The sequence below is a fragment of the Nocardioides sp. NPDC087217 genome (assembly GCF_044744805.1).
Classification (GTDB): domain Bacteria; phylum Actinomycetota; class Actinomycetes; order Propionibacteriales; family Nocardioidaceae; genus Nocardioides.
Map to the genome: position 1 here is coordinate 439,154 of NZ_JBIUZB010000005.1, position 18,418 is coordinate 457,571.

18 protein-coding genes and 1 tRNA gene are annotated in these 18,418 nt (G+C 68.4%); 10 read left to right on the forward strand and 9 right to left on the reverse strand.

What is annotated here, in order from left to right:
• Nucleotides 1-54: 54 nt before the first annotated feature.
• The gene (locus ACIO3S_RS22780) at nt 55-1,908 is read right to left on the reverse strand and encodes an acyl-CoA dehydrogenase (RefSeq protein WP_400467966.1); all 1,854 of its coding nucleotides are present in this window, start codon (nt 1,906-1,908) and stop codon (nt 55-57) included.
• Between the two features lie 116 nt (nt 1,909-2,024).
• Nucleotides 2,025-3,269 carry an MFS transporter gene (locus tag ACIO3S_RS22785; protein WP_400467967.1) on the reverse strand — a complete coding sequence of 415 codons (1,245 nt, stop codon included), beginning with the start codon at nt 3,267-3,269 and terminating at the stop codon, nt 2,025-2,027.
• Between the two features lie 72 nt (nt 3,270-3,341).
• Here ACIO3S_RS22785 and ACIO3S_RS22790 point away from each other — a divergent pair, with 72 nt between their 5' ends.
• On the forward strand, nt 3,342-3,794 hold the full coding sequence (locus tag ACIO3S_RS22790; protein WP_400467968.1) for a nuclear transport factor 2 family protein: 453 nt from the start codon (nt 3,342-3,344) through the stop codon (nt 3,792-3,794).
• Between the two features lie 83 nt (nt 3,795-3,877).
• Here the strand turns inward: ACIO3S_RS22790 and ACIO3S_RS22795 are convergent, their stop codons facing one another.
• The 5 genes from ACIO3S_RS22795 to ACIO3S_RS22815 form a co-directional block, all read right to left on the reverse strand.
• A complete protein-coding gene (locus tag ACIO3S_RS22795) occupies nt 3,878-4,915 on the reverse strand; it encodes a calcium-binding protein (protein WP_400467969.1) in 1,038 nt (345 codons plus the stop codon).
• Between the two features lie 158 nt (nt 4,916-5,073).
• Nucleotides 5,074-5,706 (reverse strand): DUF2461 domain-containing protein, encoded by a 633-nt coding sequence (locus tag ACIO3S_RS22800; RefSeq protein WP_400467970.1) that lies wholly within the window; start codon nt 5,704-5,706, stop codon nt 5,074-5,076.
• Nucleotides 5,707-5,799: 93 nt separating this feature from the next.
• Nucleotides 5,800-7,176, reverse strand: a complete 1,377-nt coding sequence (locus ACIO3S_RS22805; RefSeq protein WP_400467971.1) for an adenylosuccinate lyase family protein — start codon at nt 7,174-7,176, stop codon at nt 5,800-5,802.
• A 158-nt stretch (nt 7,177-7,334) separates the two neighbouring features.
• Nucleotides 7,335-7,410: transfer RNA gene (locus ACIO3S_RS22810), tRNA-Gly, on the reverse strand.
• A gap of 50 nt (nt 7,411-7,460) precedes the next feature.
• Nucleotides 7,461-8,252 (reverse strand): SGNH/GDSL hydrolase family protein, encoded by a 792-nt coding sequence (locus ACIO3S_RS22815; protein ID WP_400467972.1) that lies wholly within the window; start codon nt 8,250-8,252, stop codon nt 7,461-7,463.
• Between the two features lie 130 nt (nt 8,253-8,382).
• Here ACIO3S_RS22815 and dcd point away from each other — a divergent pair, with 130 nt between their 5' ends.
• The 9 genes from dcd (at nt 8,383) to ACIO3S_RS22860 (ending at nt 16,693) form a co-directional block, all read left to right on the forward strand.
• Nucleotides 8,383-8,958 carry a dCTP deaminase gene (gene dcd, locus ACIO3S_RS22820; protein ID WP_008354516.1) on the forward strand — a complete coding sequence of 192 codons (576 nt, stop codon included), beginning with the start codon at nt 8,383-8,385 and terminating at the stop codon, nt 8,956-8,958.
• Between the two features lie 36 nt (nt 8,959-8,994).
• The gene (locus tag ACIO3S_RS22825) at nt 8,995-9,597 is read left to right on the forward strand and encodes a DNA-3-methyladenine glycosylase I (protein ID WP_400467973.1); all 603 of its coding nucleotides are present in this window, start codon (nt 8,995-8,997) and stop codon (nt 9,595-9,597) included.
• 108 nt (nt 9,598-9,705) lie between these two features.
• Nucleotides 9,706-10,764, forward strand: a complete 1,059-nt coding sequence (locus ACIO3S_RS22830) for an iron-siderophore ABC transporter substrate-binding protein (protein ID WP_400467974.1) — start codon at nt 9,706-9,708, stop codon at nt 10,762-10,764.
• A gap of 8 nt (nt 10,765-10,772) precedes the next feature.
• Complete coding sequence (locus tag ACIO3S_RS22835; RefSeq protein WP_400467975.1) at nt 10,773-11,804, forward strand: FecCD family ABC transporter permease; 1,032 nt, start codon at nt 10,773-10,775, stop codon at nt 11,802-11,804.
• Nucleotides 11,801-12,844 (forward strand): FecCD family ABC transporter permease, encoded by a 1,044-nt coding sequence (locus ACIO3S_RS22840; RefSeq protein ID WP_400467976.1) that lies wholly within the window; start codon nt 11,801-11,803, stop codon nt 12,842-12,844. The genes ACIO3S_RS22835 and ACIO3S_RS22840 overlap by 4 nt, the downstream gene beginning before the upstream one ends.
• On the forward strand, nt 12,844-13,659 hold the full coding sequence (locus tag ACIO3S_RS22845) for an ABC transporter ATP-binding protein (protein WP_400467977.1): 816 nt from the start codon (nt 12,844-12,846) through the stop codon (nt 13,657-13,659). Before ACIO3S_RS22840 ends, ACIO3S_RS22845 begins: the two co-directional genes overlap by 1 nt.
• Nucleotide 13,660: 1 nt before the next feature.
• Nucleotides 13,661-14,587, forward strand: a complete 927-nt coding sequence (locus ACIO3S_RS22850; protein ID WP_160026586.1) for a siderophore-interacting protein — start codon at nt 13,661-13,663, stop codon at nt 14,585-14,587.
• Nucleotides 14,588-14,670: 83 nt separating this feature from the next.
• Nucleotides 14,671-16,401, forward strand: a complete 1,731-nt coding sequence (locus tag ACIO3S_RS22855) for a sodium:solute symporter family protein (RefSeq protein ID WP_400467985.1) — start codon at nt 14,671-14,673, stop codon at nt 16,399-16,401.
• Between the two features lie 10 nt (nt 16,402-16,411).
• Nucleotides 16,412-16,693, forward strand: a complete 282-nt coding sequence (locus ACIO3S_RS22860; RefSeq protein WP_400467978.1) for a hypothetical protein — start codon at nt 16,412-16,414, stop codon at nt 16,691-16,693.
• A gap of 16 nt (nt 16,694-16,709) precedes the next feature.
• Here the strand turns inward: ACIO3S_RS22860 and ACIO3S_RS22865 are convergent, their stop codons facing one another.
• Both ACIO3S_RS22865 and ACIO3S_RS22870 read right to left on the reverse strand, forming a co-directional pair.
• Complete coding sequence (locus ACIO3S_RS22865; RefSeq protein WP_400467979.1) at nt 16,710-17,471, reverse strand: DUF4097 family beta strand repeat-containing protein; 762 nt, start codon at nt 17,469-17,471, stop codon at nt 16,710-16,712.
• Between the two features lie 80 nt (nt 17,472-17,551).
• Nucleotides 17,552-18,133, reverse strand: a complete 582-nt coding sequence (locus ACIO3S_RS22870; protein ID WP_400467980.1) for a toxin-antitoxin system HicB family antitoxin — start codon at nt 18,131-18,133, stop codon at nt 17,552-17,554.
• Between the last annotated feature and the right edge of the window lie 285 nt (nt 18,134-18,418).

Here is an 18,418-nt window from a genome sequence, read left to right on the forward strand (position 1 = left end):
GAAGCGGCCCGCCCGGGGAACCCGGGCGGGCCGCAGCGTACGAACGGATCAGAGTCAGAAAGCGGACTCGGGCAGATCCATGATCGAGTTGTCGATCGCCTCGGCGATCGCTCGCTCAGCGGTCAGCTTGGGCAGGTTGTAGGAGGCGAAGAACTTCGCGGCGGCGACCTTGCCGGTGTAGAAGTCCTTGTCCTTGCCCGGGTCGCCCGCCAGAGCGGCAAGAGCGATCTCCGCCTGGCGCAGCAGCAGCCACGCGACCACGACGTCGCCGACGGCGAGCAGCAGGCGCGAGGTGTTCTGGGCGACCTTGTAGATGTTGGTGATCTCCTCCTGGGAGGCCATCAGGTCGTTGAACATGTGCCCGACGATCGCGTTGACGTCCTCGAGCGCGGTCGCTAGCAGGGCGCGCGACTCCTTGAGCTCAGCGGAGCCCTCGTTGTCGAGGAAGGCCTGGATCTCGCCGGCGATCTGGCCGAGCGCGGCGCCCTGGTTCTTCACGATCTTGCGGAAGAAGAAGTCCTGGCCCTGGATCGCGGTGGTGCCCTCGTAGATCGAGTCGATCTTGGCGTCGCGGACGTACTGCTCGATCGGGTACTCCTGGAGGAAGCCCGACCCACCGAAGGTCTGCAACGACTCGGTGCCGAGCAGCACCCAGGCGCGCTCGGAGCCGTAGCCCTTGACGATCGGCAGCAGCAGGTCGTTGACCGCGGCGGCCAGCTTGTTCTCGTCGGAGCCGTCCTCTGTGAGGACGACCTTCTCCTGCCACGAGGTCGTGTAGTAGACCAGCGCGCGCATGCCCTCGGCGAACGACTTCTGCACCAGCAGCGAACGGCGTACGTCGGGGTGGTGGGTGATCGTGACGCGCGGGTCCGTCTTCGCGGCGGCGACGAGGTCGGCGCCCTGGACGCGGGTCTTGGCGTACTCGAGAGCGTTCAGGTAGCCGGTCGAAAGGGTCGCGATCGCCTTGGTGCCGACCATCATGCGAGCGTTCTCGATGACGTCGAACATCTGGCGGATGCCGTCGTGCACCTCGCCGAGCAGCCAGCCCTTGGCGGGCTCGCCGCCGCCGACCTGCGGGTCGCCGAAGGTGAGCTCGCAGGTGTTGGACACCTTGATGCCCATCTTGTGCTCGACGTTGGTGACGTACGCACCGTTGCGCTCGCCGGTGAGCTCACCGGTCTCGTGGTCGAAGTGGTACTTCGGCACGAGGAAGAGGGAGAGACCCTTGGTGCCCGGGCCACCGATGCCCTCGGCGCCCTTCGGGCGGGCGAGGACGAGGTGCATGATGTTCTCCTGCAGGTCCGACTCGGCGCTGGTGATGAAGCGCTTGACGCCGGTGATGTTCCAGGAGCCGTCCTCGTTGGGCGTGGCGAAGGTCTTGCCGGCGCCGACGTCGGAGCCCGCGTCGGGCTCGGTCAGCACCATCGTGGAGCCCCACAGCCGCTCGACCATGATCTTGGCGATCTGCTTGTCGCGGTCGTTGCCGTTCTCGTAGACGACCTTCGAGAAGAACGGGCCGGCGGCGTACATCCAGATCGCCGGGTTGGCCCCGAGCAGCATCTCGGCGGTCGCCCACACGAGCGAGTTCGGGGCCACCTGGCCGCCGATCTCCTCGGGAGTGTGCAGGCTCCAGAAGCCCGACTCCATCCACGCGTCGTACGACTTCTTGAACGCGGCCGGGACCGGCGCGGTGTTCGTCTTGGGGTCGAAGACCGGCGGGTTGCGGTCGGCCTCGACGAACGACTCGGCGAGATCCTCGCGCGAGAGACGCTCGACCTCGGCGAGGATCTCCTTTGCGGTGTCGACGTCCAGGTCCGCGAAGGGACCGGTGCCGAGAACCTTGTCGGTGCCGAAGACCTCGAACAGGTTGAACTCGATGTCGCGGAGATTGCTCTTGTAGTGGCTCACTGATCCACCTTCATAACCTTTGTCGGATTTACCAGTTGCGGGAGCGCCGGTCGGCACGCACTACTGGCGGGTAACATTAAGAATAGGCTCGCCCACCAGGGGTGGCAAGCCCGGGGCTACTCACAGGTAGGGTTCTTCGTCACAGCGCTGCGCCAGGGAAGCAGCCCGGAGGAGAGCAGAAGTACGCCTCCGGCCACCGCGATCGCGGTCCGAGGGCTCGTCGCCGCGGCCAGAGCGCCGGCCGCCAGGACGCCGACGGGCTGGGCGACCTTCATGGTGATCGACCACGCCGCCTGCACCCGCGACATGTGGTCGTCGGCGGTCTCGCGCATGCGGTAGGTGGCGAAGGTCGGGTTGAAGACCCCGGCGCAGAGGATCAGCCCGAAGTTGGCGGCGGTGAACCACACGAAGCCGAACGGGCCGCTCGGGGTGAAGGCGATCGGGATGGTCCAGAGGGTGCGCGCGACCCCGGACCCGAGCAGCACCGCCCGCTCGCCGAGCCGGTTCGTGAGGCGAGGTGCGCACATCGCGCCGAGGATGCCGCCGAGGCAGGGGAGGCCCATGGCGACGCCGTACATCCACGGCTCCATACCGAGCACCCGCAGCGTCAGCACGGTCTGCAGCGGGCTGGTCGCGATCACGCAGGAGCCGAAGAGGGCGGCGTTCAGGAAGAGCGCGCGCAGGTCCCGCCGAGTGAGGATGTAGCGCCAGCCGGCGGTCACCTCGGCCAGCCAGTGCTGCGGCTTCCTTGTCGGAGGCTGCGGTTCAGGCGTACGGATCGAGCGGATGCCGAGCGCGGAGAGCAGGTACGTCACCGCGTCGACGAGCACGGTCAGCGTCGGCCCGAACACCGAGACGAGCGCTCCGCCGACCGGCGGGCCGGCGGTGAAGGTGGTCCAGAACGTCGTCTCCAGCCGGCTGGTGGCGACCAGCCTGGCCTCCGGGGCGACCAGCGCCTTCAGGTGGGCGCCGGAGGCCGCGGTGAAGGCGAGCTCGCAGGTCGCGGCGAGGACGCCGACGACGCACAGATGGGTGTAGGTGAGCAGGTCGAAAATGCCTGCCGCGGGGATGCTGAGCATCGCCGCGAACCGGATCAGGTCGGCGCCGATCATCGTCGGCCGCTTGTACCGGTACTCGATCCACGGTCCCAGCCGGATCCCCGCCGCCGCGGCCGCGAACCCGGACAACGCCGCCAGCAGCGACACCTGGAAGGTCGAGGAGTCGAGGACGAGCACCGCGACCAGCGGCAGGGCGCCGTACGCGATCGTCGACCCGGCCTGGCTCGTCGCCGTCGCCAGCCAGAGCCGGTCGAAGTCCCGCCCTGGTGTCGCGGTCCCGCGAGCGGTCTCCGAGACGGTCACCCGGCGACCCTATCCGGGCGGTACTCGGCGATCAGGTAGAACACGTTTCAGTTTCGGCGTACGATCTGCCGCATGATCTCCTCCGACGCCATCACCTGGAACGCCCCCGACGACGAACATCCGGCACGTACGGCCGGGCAACGCTCCTACGCCGCCGTCGCCAAGGGCGACCTCGACGAGTGGCTGACGATCTACGCCGAGGACTGCGTGCTCGAGGACCCCGTCGGCCCGTCGATGTTCGACCCCGAGGGCAAGGGCCACCACGGTCACGAGGGACTCAAGGCCTTCTGGGAGAAGGCCATCGCCTCGGTCCACAAGTTCGAGTTCGAGATCAACGACTCCTTCGCCAACCCCGCCGGCAACACCTGCGCCAACATCGGCAAGATCAAGACGTCGTTCCCCGACGGCAGCTACACCACCACCGAGCTGATCATGGTCTACACCGTCAACGACGAGGGCCGCATCGCCTCCATGAGGGCGTTCTGGGAGCCCGAGCGCACCATGGCGAGCTTCACGACGGCCTGAGAGCGGTAAGTGGGCGAAAGTGGCACCCGAACCCGCTTGGGAGCTGCCACTTTTGCCCACTCAGCGGGCCTGAGCCACCGCGGTCAAGGGAGCCAGTAGATTCCGCCACTCGGGACGCCGGCTGTCAGCCCTCGTTCCACAGAGCAGGAGTACGTAACGCCGGCGCCGGGCTCGGGCGCGCATCGATCCGTCCCCGACTCGCCCTTCACGACATCGGCGCCGTCGTCGCCGACCAGCCGATCGTTGCCGCCCCCGCCGATGACCTGGTCGCGACCGCTGCCGCCTCCGATGGCGTCGCCGTCGGCGCCACCGTGGAGATAGTCGCCGCCCGCCTGGCCCCGGATCGCGTCGCGTCCTATTCCGCCGTAGACCAGATCGTTCCCAGACATGCCGTGAAGACTGTCGGGACCGGAGCCTCCGTAGATGCGGTCGGGGCCATCGTTTCCGATGGCGACATCAGCGCCGCTGTGCGCGTAGATCACATCGCGGCCGATGCCGCCACGGAGGGTGTCGTCCCCCGCCGCGCCCGACATCGTGTCGTCGCCACCGTTGCCGCTGAGGCCGTCCGACCCATCTCCTCCTTCGAGGCGGTCGTTGCCTCCTTGGCCGGAGAGGAAGTCCCTGCCGCTGCCGCCGTAGAGCTTGTCGCCGCCATCGGTCCCGGCAGTGGAGTCGAACGTGCCGGCGATGTAGTGTCCGGCGATCGTGTCGCTCCCGAGGCCGCCCGAGATGGTGTCGGAGCCGGTGCCGCCGGTCAGGTCGTCGTTGCCGGATGTTCCGTGGAGCGTGTCGTTGCCTGACTCTCCGTTGGCCCAGATACTGCCCCAGATTTCATCGTTTCCGGGGCCGGCGAGCACGCGACTTCCGCCGCGGATCCGGTCGTCGCCATAGCCTCCGCAGACGACGTCGTTGGAGTCAGCGGTGATCGAGTCGGCGCCGGGAGTACCCAGAATGACATCGCGGACCGCTGGGTCGCTGCGGGTCTCACCTCGGTTCAGATCGACGGTGACTTCCCTGCTGATGCAACTGGTCGCGGCCACGCTGCTCGAGCTGGTCGTGAGGACGAAGCCCGGGATGATCAGGAGCGACGCTACCCCTGCGACCGAAAGAGATGTACGCACGGCGGACACCGTAGTGGGTATCGCATGGCGCGCGCGACGGTTTTGCCGGCGCGGGGCATTTTCCCGCCATGGCGGGATTCTGCGACCAGGAGAGCGCTATCCCGTCGCCACTTTCCCGCCATGGCGGGAAAGTGGCGACGCCGGTCCGATCCGCCGCCTTACGCCACCGCGTGCTCGGCGATCCACTCGACGAGGGGGCGGGTGGCTCGCCAGTCCTTCTTCACCTCGTCGACGAGGGCAGCGGTGTGGATGATCGGCTCGAAGCCGATGGTGCGGCCGAGGTGGATCGACTTGTGGCGGAGGAGCTCGATCTTGGGGTGGTCCTTGTCGAAGCCGCGCGGGGCGGTCTTGAGGCGGTCGCCGGTGACCTCGTAGCCCTTCTTCTCCGCGACGGCGAGGCGCTTCTCCAGGTCAGCGCCGTAGTGGTCGTGGACGATGGCGTCGCGGAATGCGGCGAGCCGGGGTGGCTCGAACCAGTAGCAGCCGCCACCGGTGCGGATGCCGCGGGGCGAGATCTCGACGTAGTAGCCGGTCTGCGGCGCGACGGCGACGAAGGCTCCCTGGTGGGTCTTGTAGGGGAGCTTGTCCTTCGAGAAACGTACGTCGCGGTAGGGCCGGAAGATCTTGGCGCTGCCGAACTCCTCGGCGAGCTCGTCGGTGAGCGCCTTCATCGGCGCGTGGACCGACTCCTTGTAGATGTGCTTGTGGGCTTCCCAGAACGACTTGGTGTTGTCGACCTCGAGGTCGTCGTAGAAGTCGAGCGCTGCAACGGGGAAACCTTTGAAAGCCACGCTGCCGATCCTACGAGGCGCGTTTGCTCACGCCGAGTCGGCGCAATCCGGTCCTCGCTTCGCTCCGGTCCGTTTGCGCCGACTCGGCTGTCGCTAAACGCTCGGAATCTGGATGCCGTCGGCGACCCGGCGGGCGTGCTCGGCCATGGCCCGGGCGATGTTGGCGGACTCGCCGAGGTGGCGGCAGGGGTCGAGCAGGTCGGCGATCTCGGCGCGGGTGAAGTGCTCAGAGACCTCGGGCGACTCCGCGAGGAGCGAGGCGAAGTCGATGTCGTCGACGGCCGAACGCTGGGCCAGCTCGAAGACGACGTCGTGCGCAACCTGACGGCCGATGCGCTCGCCGAGCTCGAGCATCAGCGACTCGGAGCCGATCAGGCCGCCGGAGAGAGCCAGGTTGGCGCGCATCCGGTCCTCGTCGAAGGTCAGGCCGGTGAAGATGACCACGAGCCGGGCGAGTACGTCACCGGCCAGGCGAGACGCCTGCGCGACTGCGTCCTCGAGGATGCCGGTCATGGCGCCGTTGGCCTCGTGGTCGTGGAGCATCGACTCCATCGCCGGGGCGACGAGCCCGCGCAGCTGGGTGGCGGCCGTGATCACGTCCAACGTCAGCTGCGGGTTGCGCTTGTGGGGCATCGTCGAGGAGCCGATGGTGCCCTCGGGGATCGGCTCGAAGGCCTCGCCGAACTCGGGCTGCATCATCGAGTAGACGTCCTTGCCGATCTTGCCGGCGGTGCCACCGAGCATCCCCAGGATCGAGACCCACTCGACCATGCCGTCGTTGATCGCACGCGAGGGGACCGGCATCGAGCCCATGTCGAGCCGGGAAGCCGTCTCGGTCTCGATGGCGCGGGCATGCGAGCCGAAGGAGGCCATGGTGCCGGCCGCGCCGCCCATGAGCAGCCGGAAGACGCGGTCCTCGACCGAGCGGAGCCGGTCGACGTGGGCGGCGATCTCGTCGATCCAGATGGCGACCTTGAAACCGAAGGTGATCGGGACCGCGTGCTGGGAGTGCGTACGCCCCGGCATCGGCACCTCGGCGCCGGCCTCGGCGACCTTCGACAGCGAGCGCAGCAGATCGCCGAGCAGGTCGAGGATCTTGTCGTGCGCCTGGCGCATCAGGATCAGGTCGGCGGTCTGGGTGATGTTCTGTGTGGTGGCGCCCCAGTGGACCCAGCCACCGTGCTTCGCGCCGACGACACGGCACAGCTCCTCGACCAGCGGCGTCAGCGGGTGGCTGTGCTCGGCGGTGGCCTTCTCGATCCGGTCCAGGTCGAGCTTGTCCAGATCGGCGGCCTCGGCGATCGCCTCGCCGGCCTCTGCGGGGATCACCTTCACGGCGGCCTCGGCCTCGGCCAGGGCCGCTTCGACGTCGAGTCGTGCCTGGAGGCGCGCCTCGTAGGTGAAGAGATCTCCGATGCCGTGGTCGGGGACTCGTCCGTCGGTGAATCGGTTGCTCGAGCCCGCGGGCATGTCGAGTGATCCTTTACGCGTCGTTCACACAATGATTGGAAAACAGAAACCCAATCTTAATGGACGCGGGCCGCAAACGCCCGCGATCGTGTGCTGCATCACTTGGATCGTGCAAGTGAACTGAAACAGGCCGTGCCACATGGCACGGCCCGAATCTATGGAGCGGACGACGAGATTCGAACTCGCGACATCAACCTTGGGAAGGTTGCGCTCTACCAACTGAGCTACGTCCGCAGGTGCGACCAGGATGTTACCCCACACACCCAGCCAGGTGTGAAACCGGTTCAGGAAAGTCGCGTCATCTGGGGATAGCGGGCCGAGAGCCCGTCGCCCGCCGGACCGCGCAGCATGCGGCGTACGGCCCAGGGGAGCGCGCGGGCGGCCAGCCGCCGGACCTCGCGGATGGGTCCGGCCAGGCCGTTCGGGCCCGGCTCCTCGATGACGACCAGCGGTTTCGGGGTGGGCAGGTGGTGGCGTACGCCGAGGGTGTCGAGGACCTTGATCGCCATCAGTTGGTGGCCCGGGGCGCCCAGGAAGCCGTGGCCGTCCCAGTAGCCGGCGTCGTCGTACTCGGTCATCCGCCAGAAGTCGACCAGTGTCGCCCCGCGCCGCTGTGCGATCTCGCGGACGGCCTCGTTGTAGACCGCGAAGCGCCCGCGGAGCAGCCGCCCGACAGTGGTCGCCCGCGCGCCGTACGCGGTGAAGACCAGCACCTTCGCGCCGCTGTCGACGAGCTGGCCGATCGCCGACTCGTAGGTCGCGAGCAGTGCGTCGATGTCGACGTGCGGCCACATCAGGTCGACTGATCCGCCGTAGATCGTCACCACGTCCGGCTCGAGGGCGATCGCCGGCTCGACCTGCTCCTTGACGATCCGGTCGATCCCGCGGCCGCGGACGGCGAGGTTGGCGTAGGTGAAGTCGGGGGTCCGCTCGGCCATCACCTCGGCGACCCGATCGGCCCAGCCGCGTACGCCGTTCGGACGACGTGCGTCGGCGTCACCGACGCCCTCGGTGAATGAGTCGCCCAGCGCGACGTACCGGCGATATCCGCCGGGGATCAGCGCATCCAGTGCCATGGCCCCGATTCAACCGGGTTTGCGCCAAGACGTACGACTCTGCCGGGGAATCTGTGACAGATGAGGTAGGGGAGATTCCAGGGAAGCCGCAGGGGCCGTGCAGAACGCCCGGCTGCGTTAGGTTTGGCTCGTGCTGCTGAGCGACAAGGACATCCTGACCGAGATCCACGACGGAAGGATCGTCATCGACCCGTGGGACGAGTCGATGCTGCAGCCGTCGTCCGTCGACGTGCGTCTGGACCGGTTCTTCCGGGTCTTCGACAACCACAAGTACGCCACGATCGACCCGGCCGTGGACCAGTCCGAGCTCACCCGGCAGATCGAGACCGAGGGTGACGAGCCGTTCATCCTGCACCCGGGGGAGTTCGTGCTGGGGTCGACGTACGAGACCGTGACCCTGCCCGACGACATCGCCGCGCGCGTGGAGGGCAAGAGCTCGCTGGGGCGCCTCGGGCTGCTCACCCACGCCACCGCCGGCTTCGTCGACCCGGGTTTCTCCGGCCATGTGACGCTCGAGCTGGCCAACGTCGCGACCCTGCCGATCAAGCTCTACCCGGGCATGAAGATCGGCCAGTACTGCTTCTTCAGGCTCACCTCGCCCGCCCAGAACCCCTACGGCAGCGAGAAGTACGGCAGCCGCTACCAGGGCCAGCGCGGCCCGACCGCCTCGCGCAGCTTCCAGAGCTTCCACCGCACCAAGATCTGAGCGTGGGTGTCGGTGGTCGCCGCTAGGGTCGGGTGGATGAGCGAAGCACCATTCCTGGCCCCCGACGGCCAGACGCGATGCGCGTGGGCCGGCGGGGCGCCGGAGTTCCTCGACTATCACGACACCGAGTGGGGATTCCCGGCCGGCGGTGACGTACGGCTCTTCGAGAAGATCTGCCTGGAGGGGTTCCAGAGCGGGCTGTCGTGGCGCACGATCCTCAACAAGCGGCCAGCCTTCCGCGAGGTCTTCGCCGGCTTCGACTTCCACCAGGTGGCCGAGTTCGACGAGGGCGACGTCGAGCGACTCCTGCAGGACGCGAGGATCATCCGCCACCGCGGCAAGATCGAGGCGGCGATCAACAACGCCCGCCGCGCGGTCGAGCTCGTCGAGGAGCGTGGGTCGCTGGCTGCGTACGTCTGGGGGTTCGAGCCCGAGCCGCTCAAGGTTCCGGAGGTGGTGGCCACCTCTGCCGCCTCGATCAGCCTCTCCAAGGACCTCAAGAAGCGCGGCTGGAAGTTCGTCGGGCCGACGACGATGTACGCGTTCATGCAGTCGATGGGGATCGTCAACGACCATTCGCTCGACTGCGTGATCCGGGATCGGGTCGAGGCCGAACGGGCGGCGTTCGTCAGGCCCTGACCTGTGCGCTGAGCCTGTCCAAAAGGCGGGGGCCGATCCTTCGTCGGAACCGAGATGTGTTTAGGCTGTCCTAACTAAGCATTGCCTAACCCCATGAGGTGTTCCCCCGTGATCCGTCGATCCGTACTCATCGCAGCGAGCCTCGTGCTCGCTGCCACCGGCCTGGCTGCGTGCAGCACGGGCGCGACCGACTCCGCGGACGGCTCCGCGGAATCTGCCTCGAAGGCAGACAAGGGCGCGTTCCCCGTGACCGTCGAGCACGCCTACGGCAGCACCGAGATCACCGAGGAGCCGACCAACGTCGCCACCATCGGCTGGTCCGACCACGACGTGGCGCTGTCGCTGGGTGTCGTCCCGGTCGCTGCCCAGGCGATCACCTGGGGCGGCAACGAGCAGCAGTCGACCGACTGGTTCGACGCCGAGTTGAAGAAGGTCGGCGGCAAGCAGCCGGTCCGCTACAACGCCGACACCAGCATCCCCTTCACCGAGATCAGCAAGGCTGCGCCGGACCTGATCCTGGCCACCAACTCGGGCATCACCGAGGCCGACTACAAGAAGCTCAGCGAGATCGCCCCGACCGTCGCCTTCCCCGGTGACCCGTGGCTGACCTCCTGGCAGGACTCGCTCGAGATGATCGGCAAGGCCACCGGCCGGGTCACCCTGTCCGAGGAGGTCAAGAAGGAGACCGAGGACGCGATCGCGCAGGCCCAGAAGGACCACCCGCAGATCGTCGGCGCCAGCTACCTGGTCACCGGTGTCCAGGACAACTCCAAGCTCGGCACCATCGGTCTGTACGGCGCCGGCGACGCGCGTCCGCAGATGCTGACCCAGCTCGGCATGGAGCTCGCGCCGGTCGCCGACAAGCTCGTCCCTGCGGGCCAGTTCTACACCGACGTCTCCGCGGAGAAGGCTCCCGAGCTGGAGTCGGAGGTGCTGATCAACCTCGGCTACACCGCGGGCAGCTTCGAGGCCCTGCAGAAGGACAAGCTGCTCAGCCAGATCCCCGCGATCAAGAACGGCCACTACCTCGACGTGACCGACCAGCCGCTGTCCCTGACCTTCTCCGCCGCGAGCACGCTGTCGATCCCGTACTTCATCGACGAGCTCGTTCCCTCGATCGCCGAGGCGGTCGACGGCGGGAAGGTCAACGTCACCGCGGCTGAGTGAAGTCCGCGTTGACCACACGTACGCCTCTCGCCCCGGCCGACCCGGCAGCATCAGCCGCCGCGGTCGTCCGGGGCAGGAGGCTGCCTGGGATCGGGCTGATCCTGGCGGCGCTGCTCCTCGCGGCCGTCGCCTCGGTCCTGCTCGGTGCCGAGTGGGTTCCACCCACCGCACTCTTCGACGACGGCAGCTTCGGGCACGCGATCCTGGAGAACCGGATCGCCCGCACCGCGATCGCCTTCGCCGTCGGCGGCGCGCTCGCGCTCGGCGGCGCCTGCCTGCAGGGACTCACCCGCAACCCGCTGGCGGACCCAGGGCTGCTCGGCCTCAACGCCGGTGCGGCCTTCGCCGTCGTCGTCGCCCTCGTGTACGTCGGTGCCACCGGCCTTGACTCGCTGCTGTGGGCCGCCTTCATCGGCGCGGCGCTGGCTGCGATCGCCGTGCACGGCGTCGCCGCCATCGGTCGTGACGGCGCCACCCCCGCCAAGCTGGTGCTGGCCGGCGCGGCGCTGACCGCAGCGCTGACCAGCTGGACCAGCGGCATCCTGCTGATGGACCACAAGGGGCTGGAGGTCTTCCGGCAGTGGCAGGTCGGCACCATCGGCAGCGATTGGGGGGACCTCGCGATCTGCGCTCCGTTCCTCGTCATCGGCGCCGTGATGGCGCTCCTGGGCGCGCGCGTCCTGGACGCGCTCGCGCTCGGCGACGACCTCGCGAAGGGGCTCGGCCGTCGTACCGGTCTGGACCGGGTGTTCGTCGGCATCGCGGTGGTGCTGCTGAGCGGCACCGCCACTGCTCTGGTCGGCCCGGTCGCGTTCGTCGGTCTGGTCGTCCCGCACGCCGTACGCGCCCTGGTCGGTCCCAGCTACACGCTGGTGCTGCCGCTCTCCATCGTCGCCGGCGCCGCGCTCACCGCCCTCGCCGACGCGCTGGGCCGGGTCGTGTTGCCGCCCACCGAGGTGCAGGTCGGCATCATGACGGCCGTGGTCGGCGTACCTGCCTTCATCTGGTTCCTTCGGCGTGGACGGATGGCGGGCCTGTGAGCGCGACAACAACTGCCGAGCCGACTAGCCCCGTCGACGTCGTACGCAAGGCCCGGCGGGCCCCGCGACGGCACCATGCCTTCGTTGTCGCTGCCCTGGCGGTGGTCCTCTTCGGCGCCTTCGTCGCCCGGGTGCTGCTCGGCAACTTCATCATCACCGTGCCCGACTTCTTCCGGATCCTCGGCGGGGCCGAGATCCCCGGCGCCACTTTCCTGCTGATGTCGGAGAAGCTGCCCAGGGCGATCCTCGGCGTGCTGGTCGGAGTCGCGTTCGGCAGTGCCGGCGCGGTCTTCCAGAGCACCCTGCGCAACCCGCTGGCCAGCCCCGACATCGTCGGCGTCTCGCTCGGCGCGAGCGCCTCGGCGGTCTTCGCGATCGTGGTGCTCGACCTGCAGGGGCTGGCCCTGAGCATCGCCGCGATCGTGGGTGCGATCGCGATCGCGGTGGCGGTCCGGCTCGTCGCCGGCTCCGACGGCAGCTACCGCCTCGTCCTCGTCGGAGTCACCGCGGCGGCCGCGATGACCGCGGTCGTCCACTACCTCTTCACCCGCGCCAACGAGTTCGACGCCCTGCTCGTGCTGCGCTGGCTGACCGGCGCGCTCAACGGCGTCACCTGGTCCACCATCTGGATCTTGCTCGGCTTCCTCGTCGTGCTAGTGCCGGCGCTGGTCTGGACCGCCCGCTCGGCCCAGATCCTCCAGCTCGGCCCGGACGTGGCCACCGGCCTGGGGGTCAGCCGGCGGCGTACGGACCTGCTGCTCCTGCTCGCCGTGCTGCTCACCGCTCTCGGCGTCGCCGCGGCCGGGCCGGTCGCCTTCGTCGCGTTCGTGGCCGGACCGATCTCGCGGGCGCTCAACGGGGGGCGTACGACCTTGGTCGGTGCTGCGCTCGTCGGCGCCATCGTGATGGTGGCGGGCGACTACATCGCCGACTATGCGGTACCTGGCGTCTCCTTCCCGGTAGGCGTCGTCACCGGTGCGTTCGGGGCACCGTTCCTGTTGTGGTTGCTCGCCGCTGGCAGAGCTGGAAGGAAAGCTTGATGAGACTCGCTGCGGAGAACGTGAGCCTCGGTTACGGCGCGGAGCCGGTCGTCGACGGGGTCTCGCTCGAGATCCCGGACGGCCTGACCACCGTGATCGTCGGCGCCAACGGCTGCGGGAAGTCCACCCTGCTGCGTGGAATGGCGCGGCTGTTGAAGCCGGTCTCGGGACAGGTCGTGCTCGACGGCAAGGCGGTCCACAAGCAGCCCACCCGCGCGGTGGCCAAGACCCTCGGCCTGATGCCGCAGTCGCCGGTCGCCCCGGAGGGCATCACCGTCGTCGACCTGGTCGGCCGCGGACGCCAGCCCCACCGCGGTGCGTTGCAGCGCTGGTCGCCGGAGGACGACGCGGCGGTCGCGGAGGCGCTCGAGCTGACGGACACGCTCGACCTCGCCGACCGCGTCGTCGACGAGCTCTCCGGTGGCCAGCGGCAGCGGGTCTGGATGGCGATGGCGCTGGCGCAGCAGACCGACCTGCTGCTCCTCGACGAGCCGACCACGTTCCTCGACGTCGCCCATCAGGTCGACCTGCTCGACCTGCTCCACGGGCTGCGCTCGTCGCGAGGCACCACCGTCGTGATGGTGCTCCACGACCTCAACCTGGCCGCCCGCTACGCCGACCACCTGATCGCGATGAGCGGCGGAAAGGTCGCCGCCACCGGCACGCCCGCCGAGGTGGTCACCGCCGACCGCGTCGAGCAGGTCTTCGGCCTGGAGTCCCAGGTCATCGTCGACCCCGTCTCGGGCACCCCGATGGTCGTCCCGATCGGACGTCACCACCGACCCACCGCTCACCCCCACGCACAAGGAGCCTGACATGCCCATCCTCGCCCGCGTCTCGGTGCGCTCCGTCGAGCGCCTCTCCCCGTCCTTCGCCCGGATCGAGCTGGCCGGCGACGATCTGGCCGACTTCGGCAACGACGGCCCGACCCTCGACCAGCGCATCAAGCTCCTCTTCCCGGCCACCCCGGGCGTGCTGCCCGAGCTCACCGCTGAGGACTGGTACGCCGAATGGCTCGCGCTTCCCGAGGACGAGCGCCCGCGGATGCGCACCTACACGATCCGCTCGATCGAGGGGGAGGGCATCGAGAAGCGTCTGTACGTCGACTTCGTGCTGCACCCCGGCGCGCACGGTCCCGGCTCCGACTGGGCCGGCGCGGCCAAGCCGGGCGACGAGATCCTGGTCGCCGGACCCAAGCTCGGCGAGCCCTACGGCGGGATCGAGTGGCTTCCCGGTGACGCGACCCGGCTCCTCCTGGTCGGTGACGAGACCGCCGTCCCGGCGATCGTCTCGATCCTCGAGTCGCTGCCGGCGGACGCCACCGGATCGGCCTTCCTGGAGGTGCCGGTCGCTGATGACGTACAGGAGGTGTCTGCGCCTGAGGGGCTCCAGGTCAGCTGGCTGCCGCGCGAGGGCGCGCCCGTGGGCGGACCGGCCCTGGCCGCCGTCGGTGGGCTGCTCGGCTTCGAGGCGACGCCCGAGGACGTGACCTCGGTCGAGGTCGAGGACCCCGACCTGTGGGAGACCCCGGACTACTCGTCCTCGGGCGAGGAGGTCGCCGGCCCCGACAACGGGTCCGCGAACGGTGCTGAGAACGGCGAGGACGGGCGCTACGCCTGGATCGCCGGGGAGTCCCGGATGGTCACCGCGCTGCGCCGCCACCTGGTCAACGAGCTCGAGATGCCGCGCAAGCAGGTCGCCTTCATGGGCTACTGGCGAGAAGGCGTGTCGATGAAGGGGTGACCCAGCGCATTTTTGAGGCGTACGCGTGGTTAAGTTTGGTGCGCCCAATCAAATAGAAGGGTCTCGGAATGCAAGCAAGCATCCTGGCCGCGGACACCCTGATCCAGGCCAACGCGGTCGACTATCTCCTGATCGCGATCTACTTCGCGTTCGTTCTCGGCATCGGCTTCCTGGCCAGCCGCGGCATGTCGAGCTCGGTCGACTTCTTCCTCTCGGGCAGGTCCCTGCCCGCGTGGGTCACCGGTCTCGCCTTCATCTCAGCAAACCTCGGCGCCGTCGAGATCATGGGGATGTCGGCAACGGGAGCGCAGGTCGGGCTCCCCACCGTCCACTACTTCTGGATCGGTGCCATCCCGGCCATGCTGTTCCTGGGCGTCGTGATGATGCCCTTCTACTACGGCTCGAAGGTGCGCTCGGTCCCCGAGTTCATGAAGCGCCGTTTCGGCACCGGTGCCCACCTGGTCAACGCGCTCTCGTTCGCGGTGGCACAGCTGCTCATCGCCGGTATCAACCTCTACCTGCTCGGCTCCATCGTGCACGCGCTGCTCGGCTGGCCGTTGTGGGTGGCGCTGATCGTGGCCGCGGTGATCGTGCTGTCCTACATCACCCTCGGTGGTCTGAAGGCCGCGATCTACAACGAGGTGCTGCAGTTCTTCGTGATCGTCGCCGGGCTGCTGCCGCTGACCCTCCTGGGCCTCCACCGGGTGGGCGGCTGGGACGGTCTGACCTCGCAGATCGAGAAGGCCGCGGCCGCCAACCCCGACACCATCGCGCCCGCCGCCGACCAGCTCAACTCCTGGCCCGGCACCGCCCTGACCGGCTTCTCCTCCGACTTCCTCTCGGTCGTCGGCATCGTGTTCGGTCTCGGCTTCGTGCTCTCCTTCGGCTACTGGACGACGAACTTCGTCGAGGTCCAGCGCGCGATGGCCGCCGACTCGATCAGCGCGGCCCGCAAGACGCCGATCATCGGTGCGTACCCGAAGATGTTCATCCCGTTCATCACCATCCTCCCCGGCATGATCGCGGCGGTCCTCGTCACCGAGATCGCACAGACGAAGGCGGGGGAGTCGATCGCCGGCGGTGCCTCGGGTGAGGGCGTGACCTACAACGACTCGCTGCTCTACCTGATGGCAGAGGTCTTGCCCAACGGTCTGCTCGGCCTGGCGATCACTGGTCTGCTGGCGGCGTTCATGGCCGGTATGGCGGCCAACGTCTCGGCCTTCAACACGGTGGTGTCCTTCGACATCATCCAGGAGTACATCATCAAGGACCGCCCCGACGACTTCTACGTGAAGCTCGGCCGCTGGGCGACCGTCGCGGCGACGGCCATCGCGATCTTCACCGCTGTCCTGGCGTCCAGCTTCTCCAACATCATGGACTACCTGCAGACCCTGTTCGGGTTCTTCAACGCGCCGCTGTTCGCGACGTTCATCCTGGGCATGTTCTGGAAGCGGATGACCGCGACCGCCGGTTGGGCGGGTCTCGTCTCCGGCACGTTGGCGGCGGTGGGCGTCGGCATCCTCGCCGACGGCACGCTCGGCGGACTCTCCGTCGGCGTCCTCCCGCTGTCCGGTCAGGGTGCGTCGTTCGTGGCTGCCGGTGTGGCCTTCGGTGTCGACATCATCGTCAGCGTGATCGTCTCGCTGGTGACCAAGCCGAAGCCGGAAGGCTCGCTGAAGGGTCTGGTCTACTCCGAGACACCGAGGGAGGACCTGGTGGACCCCGAGGACGCAGGTCGTCCGTGGTGGCAGCGCCCGGTGCCCCTGGCGGGTCTCGCGCTGGTCATGGTCACCATCCTGAACGCGATCTTCTGAGGAGACTGAGATGTCCAGCGAATCGAACACAGCCAAGACCAACAAGGGTTTCCTCGGCACGCTGCTGTCGCTCTTCGACATCCGCAACGTGATCGGGTCCCTGCTCGCGATCTACGGCATCATCCTGCTGCTGATGGGCCTGTTCGGGGACCCCGAGGTCGACAAGACCGGCGGGCCCAACGCCAACCTGTGGGCGGGCATCGTCCTGCTCGTCATCGGGGCCGCGTTCATCGCCTGGGGTGTGCTCCGGCCGGTGGTGCCGGACGCACCTCACCTCAGCAAGGAGGAGTAGCCCTTCCTCCTCGGTCTCAGAGCCCGATGAGGGTGATGTCACCACTCACGGTGGTGGTGCGGAGCTCGACGTAGGGCTCTCCCGCGGCCGGTGCGCCAGCGCTCTCGACAGTGCTGGTGCACCGGCCGGTCACCGTGTTGACGTCGGTCCACACCGGAGTGCCGTTCGGGATCCCGATGCGTACGTCGGAGGAGGCCCCCTTGACCGTGATCCGGCCCGCGCCGATCGAGTGGACCGCGAAGTCGCCAGCGCCGGTCGAGTGGCTCACATCGCCCTCGACCTCGTCGATCTCCACGGTCCCGGAGCCGGTCTTGGTGTGCAGGTCGTGGACCGTACCGATCCGGATGTCACCGGAGCCGGACTTGATCGAGGCGCGCCCGTCGAGGGTGTCCGCCTCGATGTCGCCCGAGCCGGACTCGACCTGGAACTCCTCGGTGACCCGGTCGATCCGAATGTCGCCCGACCCGGTCTGGAGCCAGGCTGCCCGGAGGACGCCCTGGGTGGCGATGTCGGCGGTTCCGGTGCGGGCTCGCAGCTGGCTGCGGGCGGGGACCGTCACGCTGATGTCGTAGCGCCGCGAGCGGCTGAACGGGCCCTTGTGCGGGTCGACGATGTTGATCGTGTCGCCGCTCTGCTCGACGACCAGACTCTCGGCGTCATCGCCGTCGATCTCGACGACGGTCTCGTCGGTGTCGGTCGCCTGGACCTCGAGATTGCCCTTTCCGAACTCGACGAAGAGCTTGGCGGGCGCGGTGGACATGAAGGTGTACGTGCTCATGATGATGCTCCTCAGGGTGTGCTGATCTACCGGACCGGCCGGGCGGCCGTCCGTGGTCGTGCTTCTGCTGGGTGCCTAGGTCAGAGCCAGCCGGTCATCCGGCGGTCGGACCGGCCGCGGTTGCTGCCGCGGAACGGGTCGAGGCTGCTCATCGCCTCGTTGACGATGTGGGGGATCGCGGAGAGGTCGACGTCGACGTTGACCGCGTTCTCGCGGGTCGCCGCGCGCACCGCGCCGACGAGCCAGGTGTTGAGCGACTGGCCGGCGTCCGCTGCGGCCTCCTCGGCCTTCGCCTTGAGCGACTCGGGGATGCGGAGGGTCACCCGGGCGAGGGTGTCATCGCCCTCCGGCTCCGGCGGGGCCGGAGGAGCCGGGGGAGCGGGCGGTGTCGGCGGCGCCGGGGGAACCGGCTCGGCGAGCTCGGGAAGGGTGACCCCGAACTCCAGGTCGCGCCCTCGCAGGCGTACGTCCACGTTGCCCGTTGGCAGCTCCGCCGTGATCTCCGCCGCGGCCTGGCTCACCGCCTCCATCACCGCCAGCCGAGCGGCCGGGTCGAGTGCGTAGGTGAGCCGCTCCGCGGTCTCCCGTGCCTCCGGCCCCGACGCCTCGGCAGCGGCCAATAGGTCCCGTCGCAGGCTGTCGATGTACGGCGTGATGTCCATACGCACCACTATGACATCATCATGACGTCATCACAACTCCGATCTGACATCACGTGATGTCAACCGCCTCGCCGAGGCGTCACCCCAGTCGGCCGAGAGGGCAGGCGCGTCGGTCGAATAGGCACGCTGGTGCCGTCTCGGCCGACGCGAGCGACGTCTCGGCCAAATGACGATGACACCTTGTGAATCAGGCGGAATCAATCGGTCGAGGCAACGCTGAGTGAGGGAGTGTTGTCATGCCGAAGGTGTTTGCGGCTGAGGTCCGAATCCGGGTGGTGGATCTGA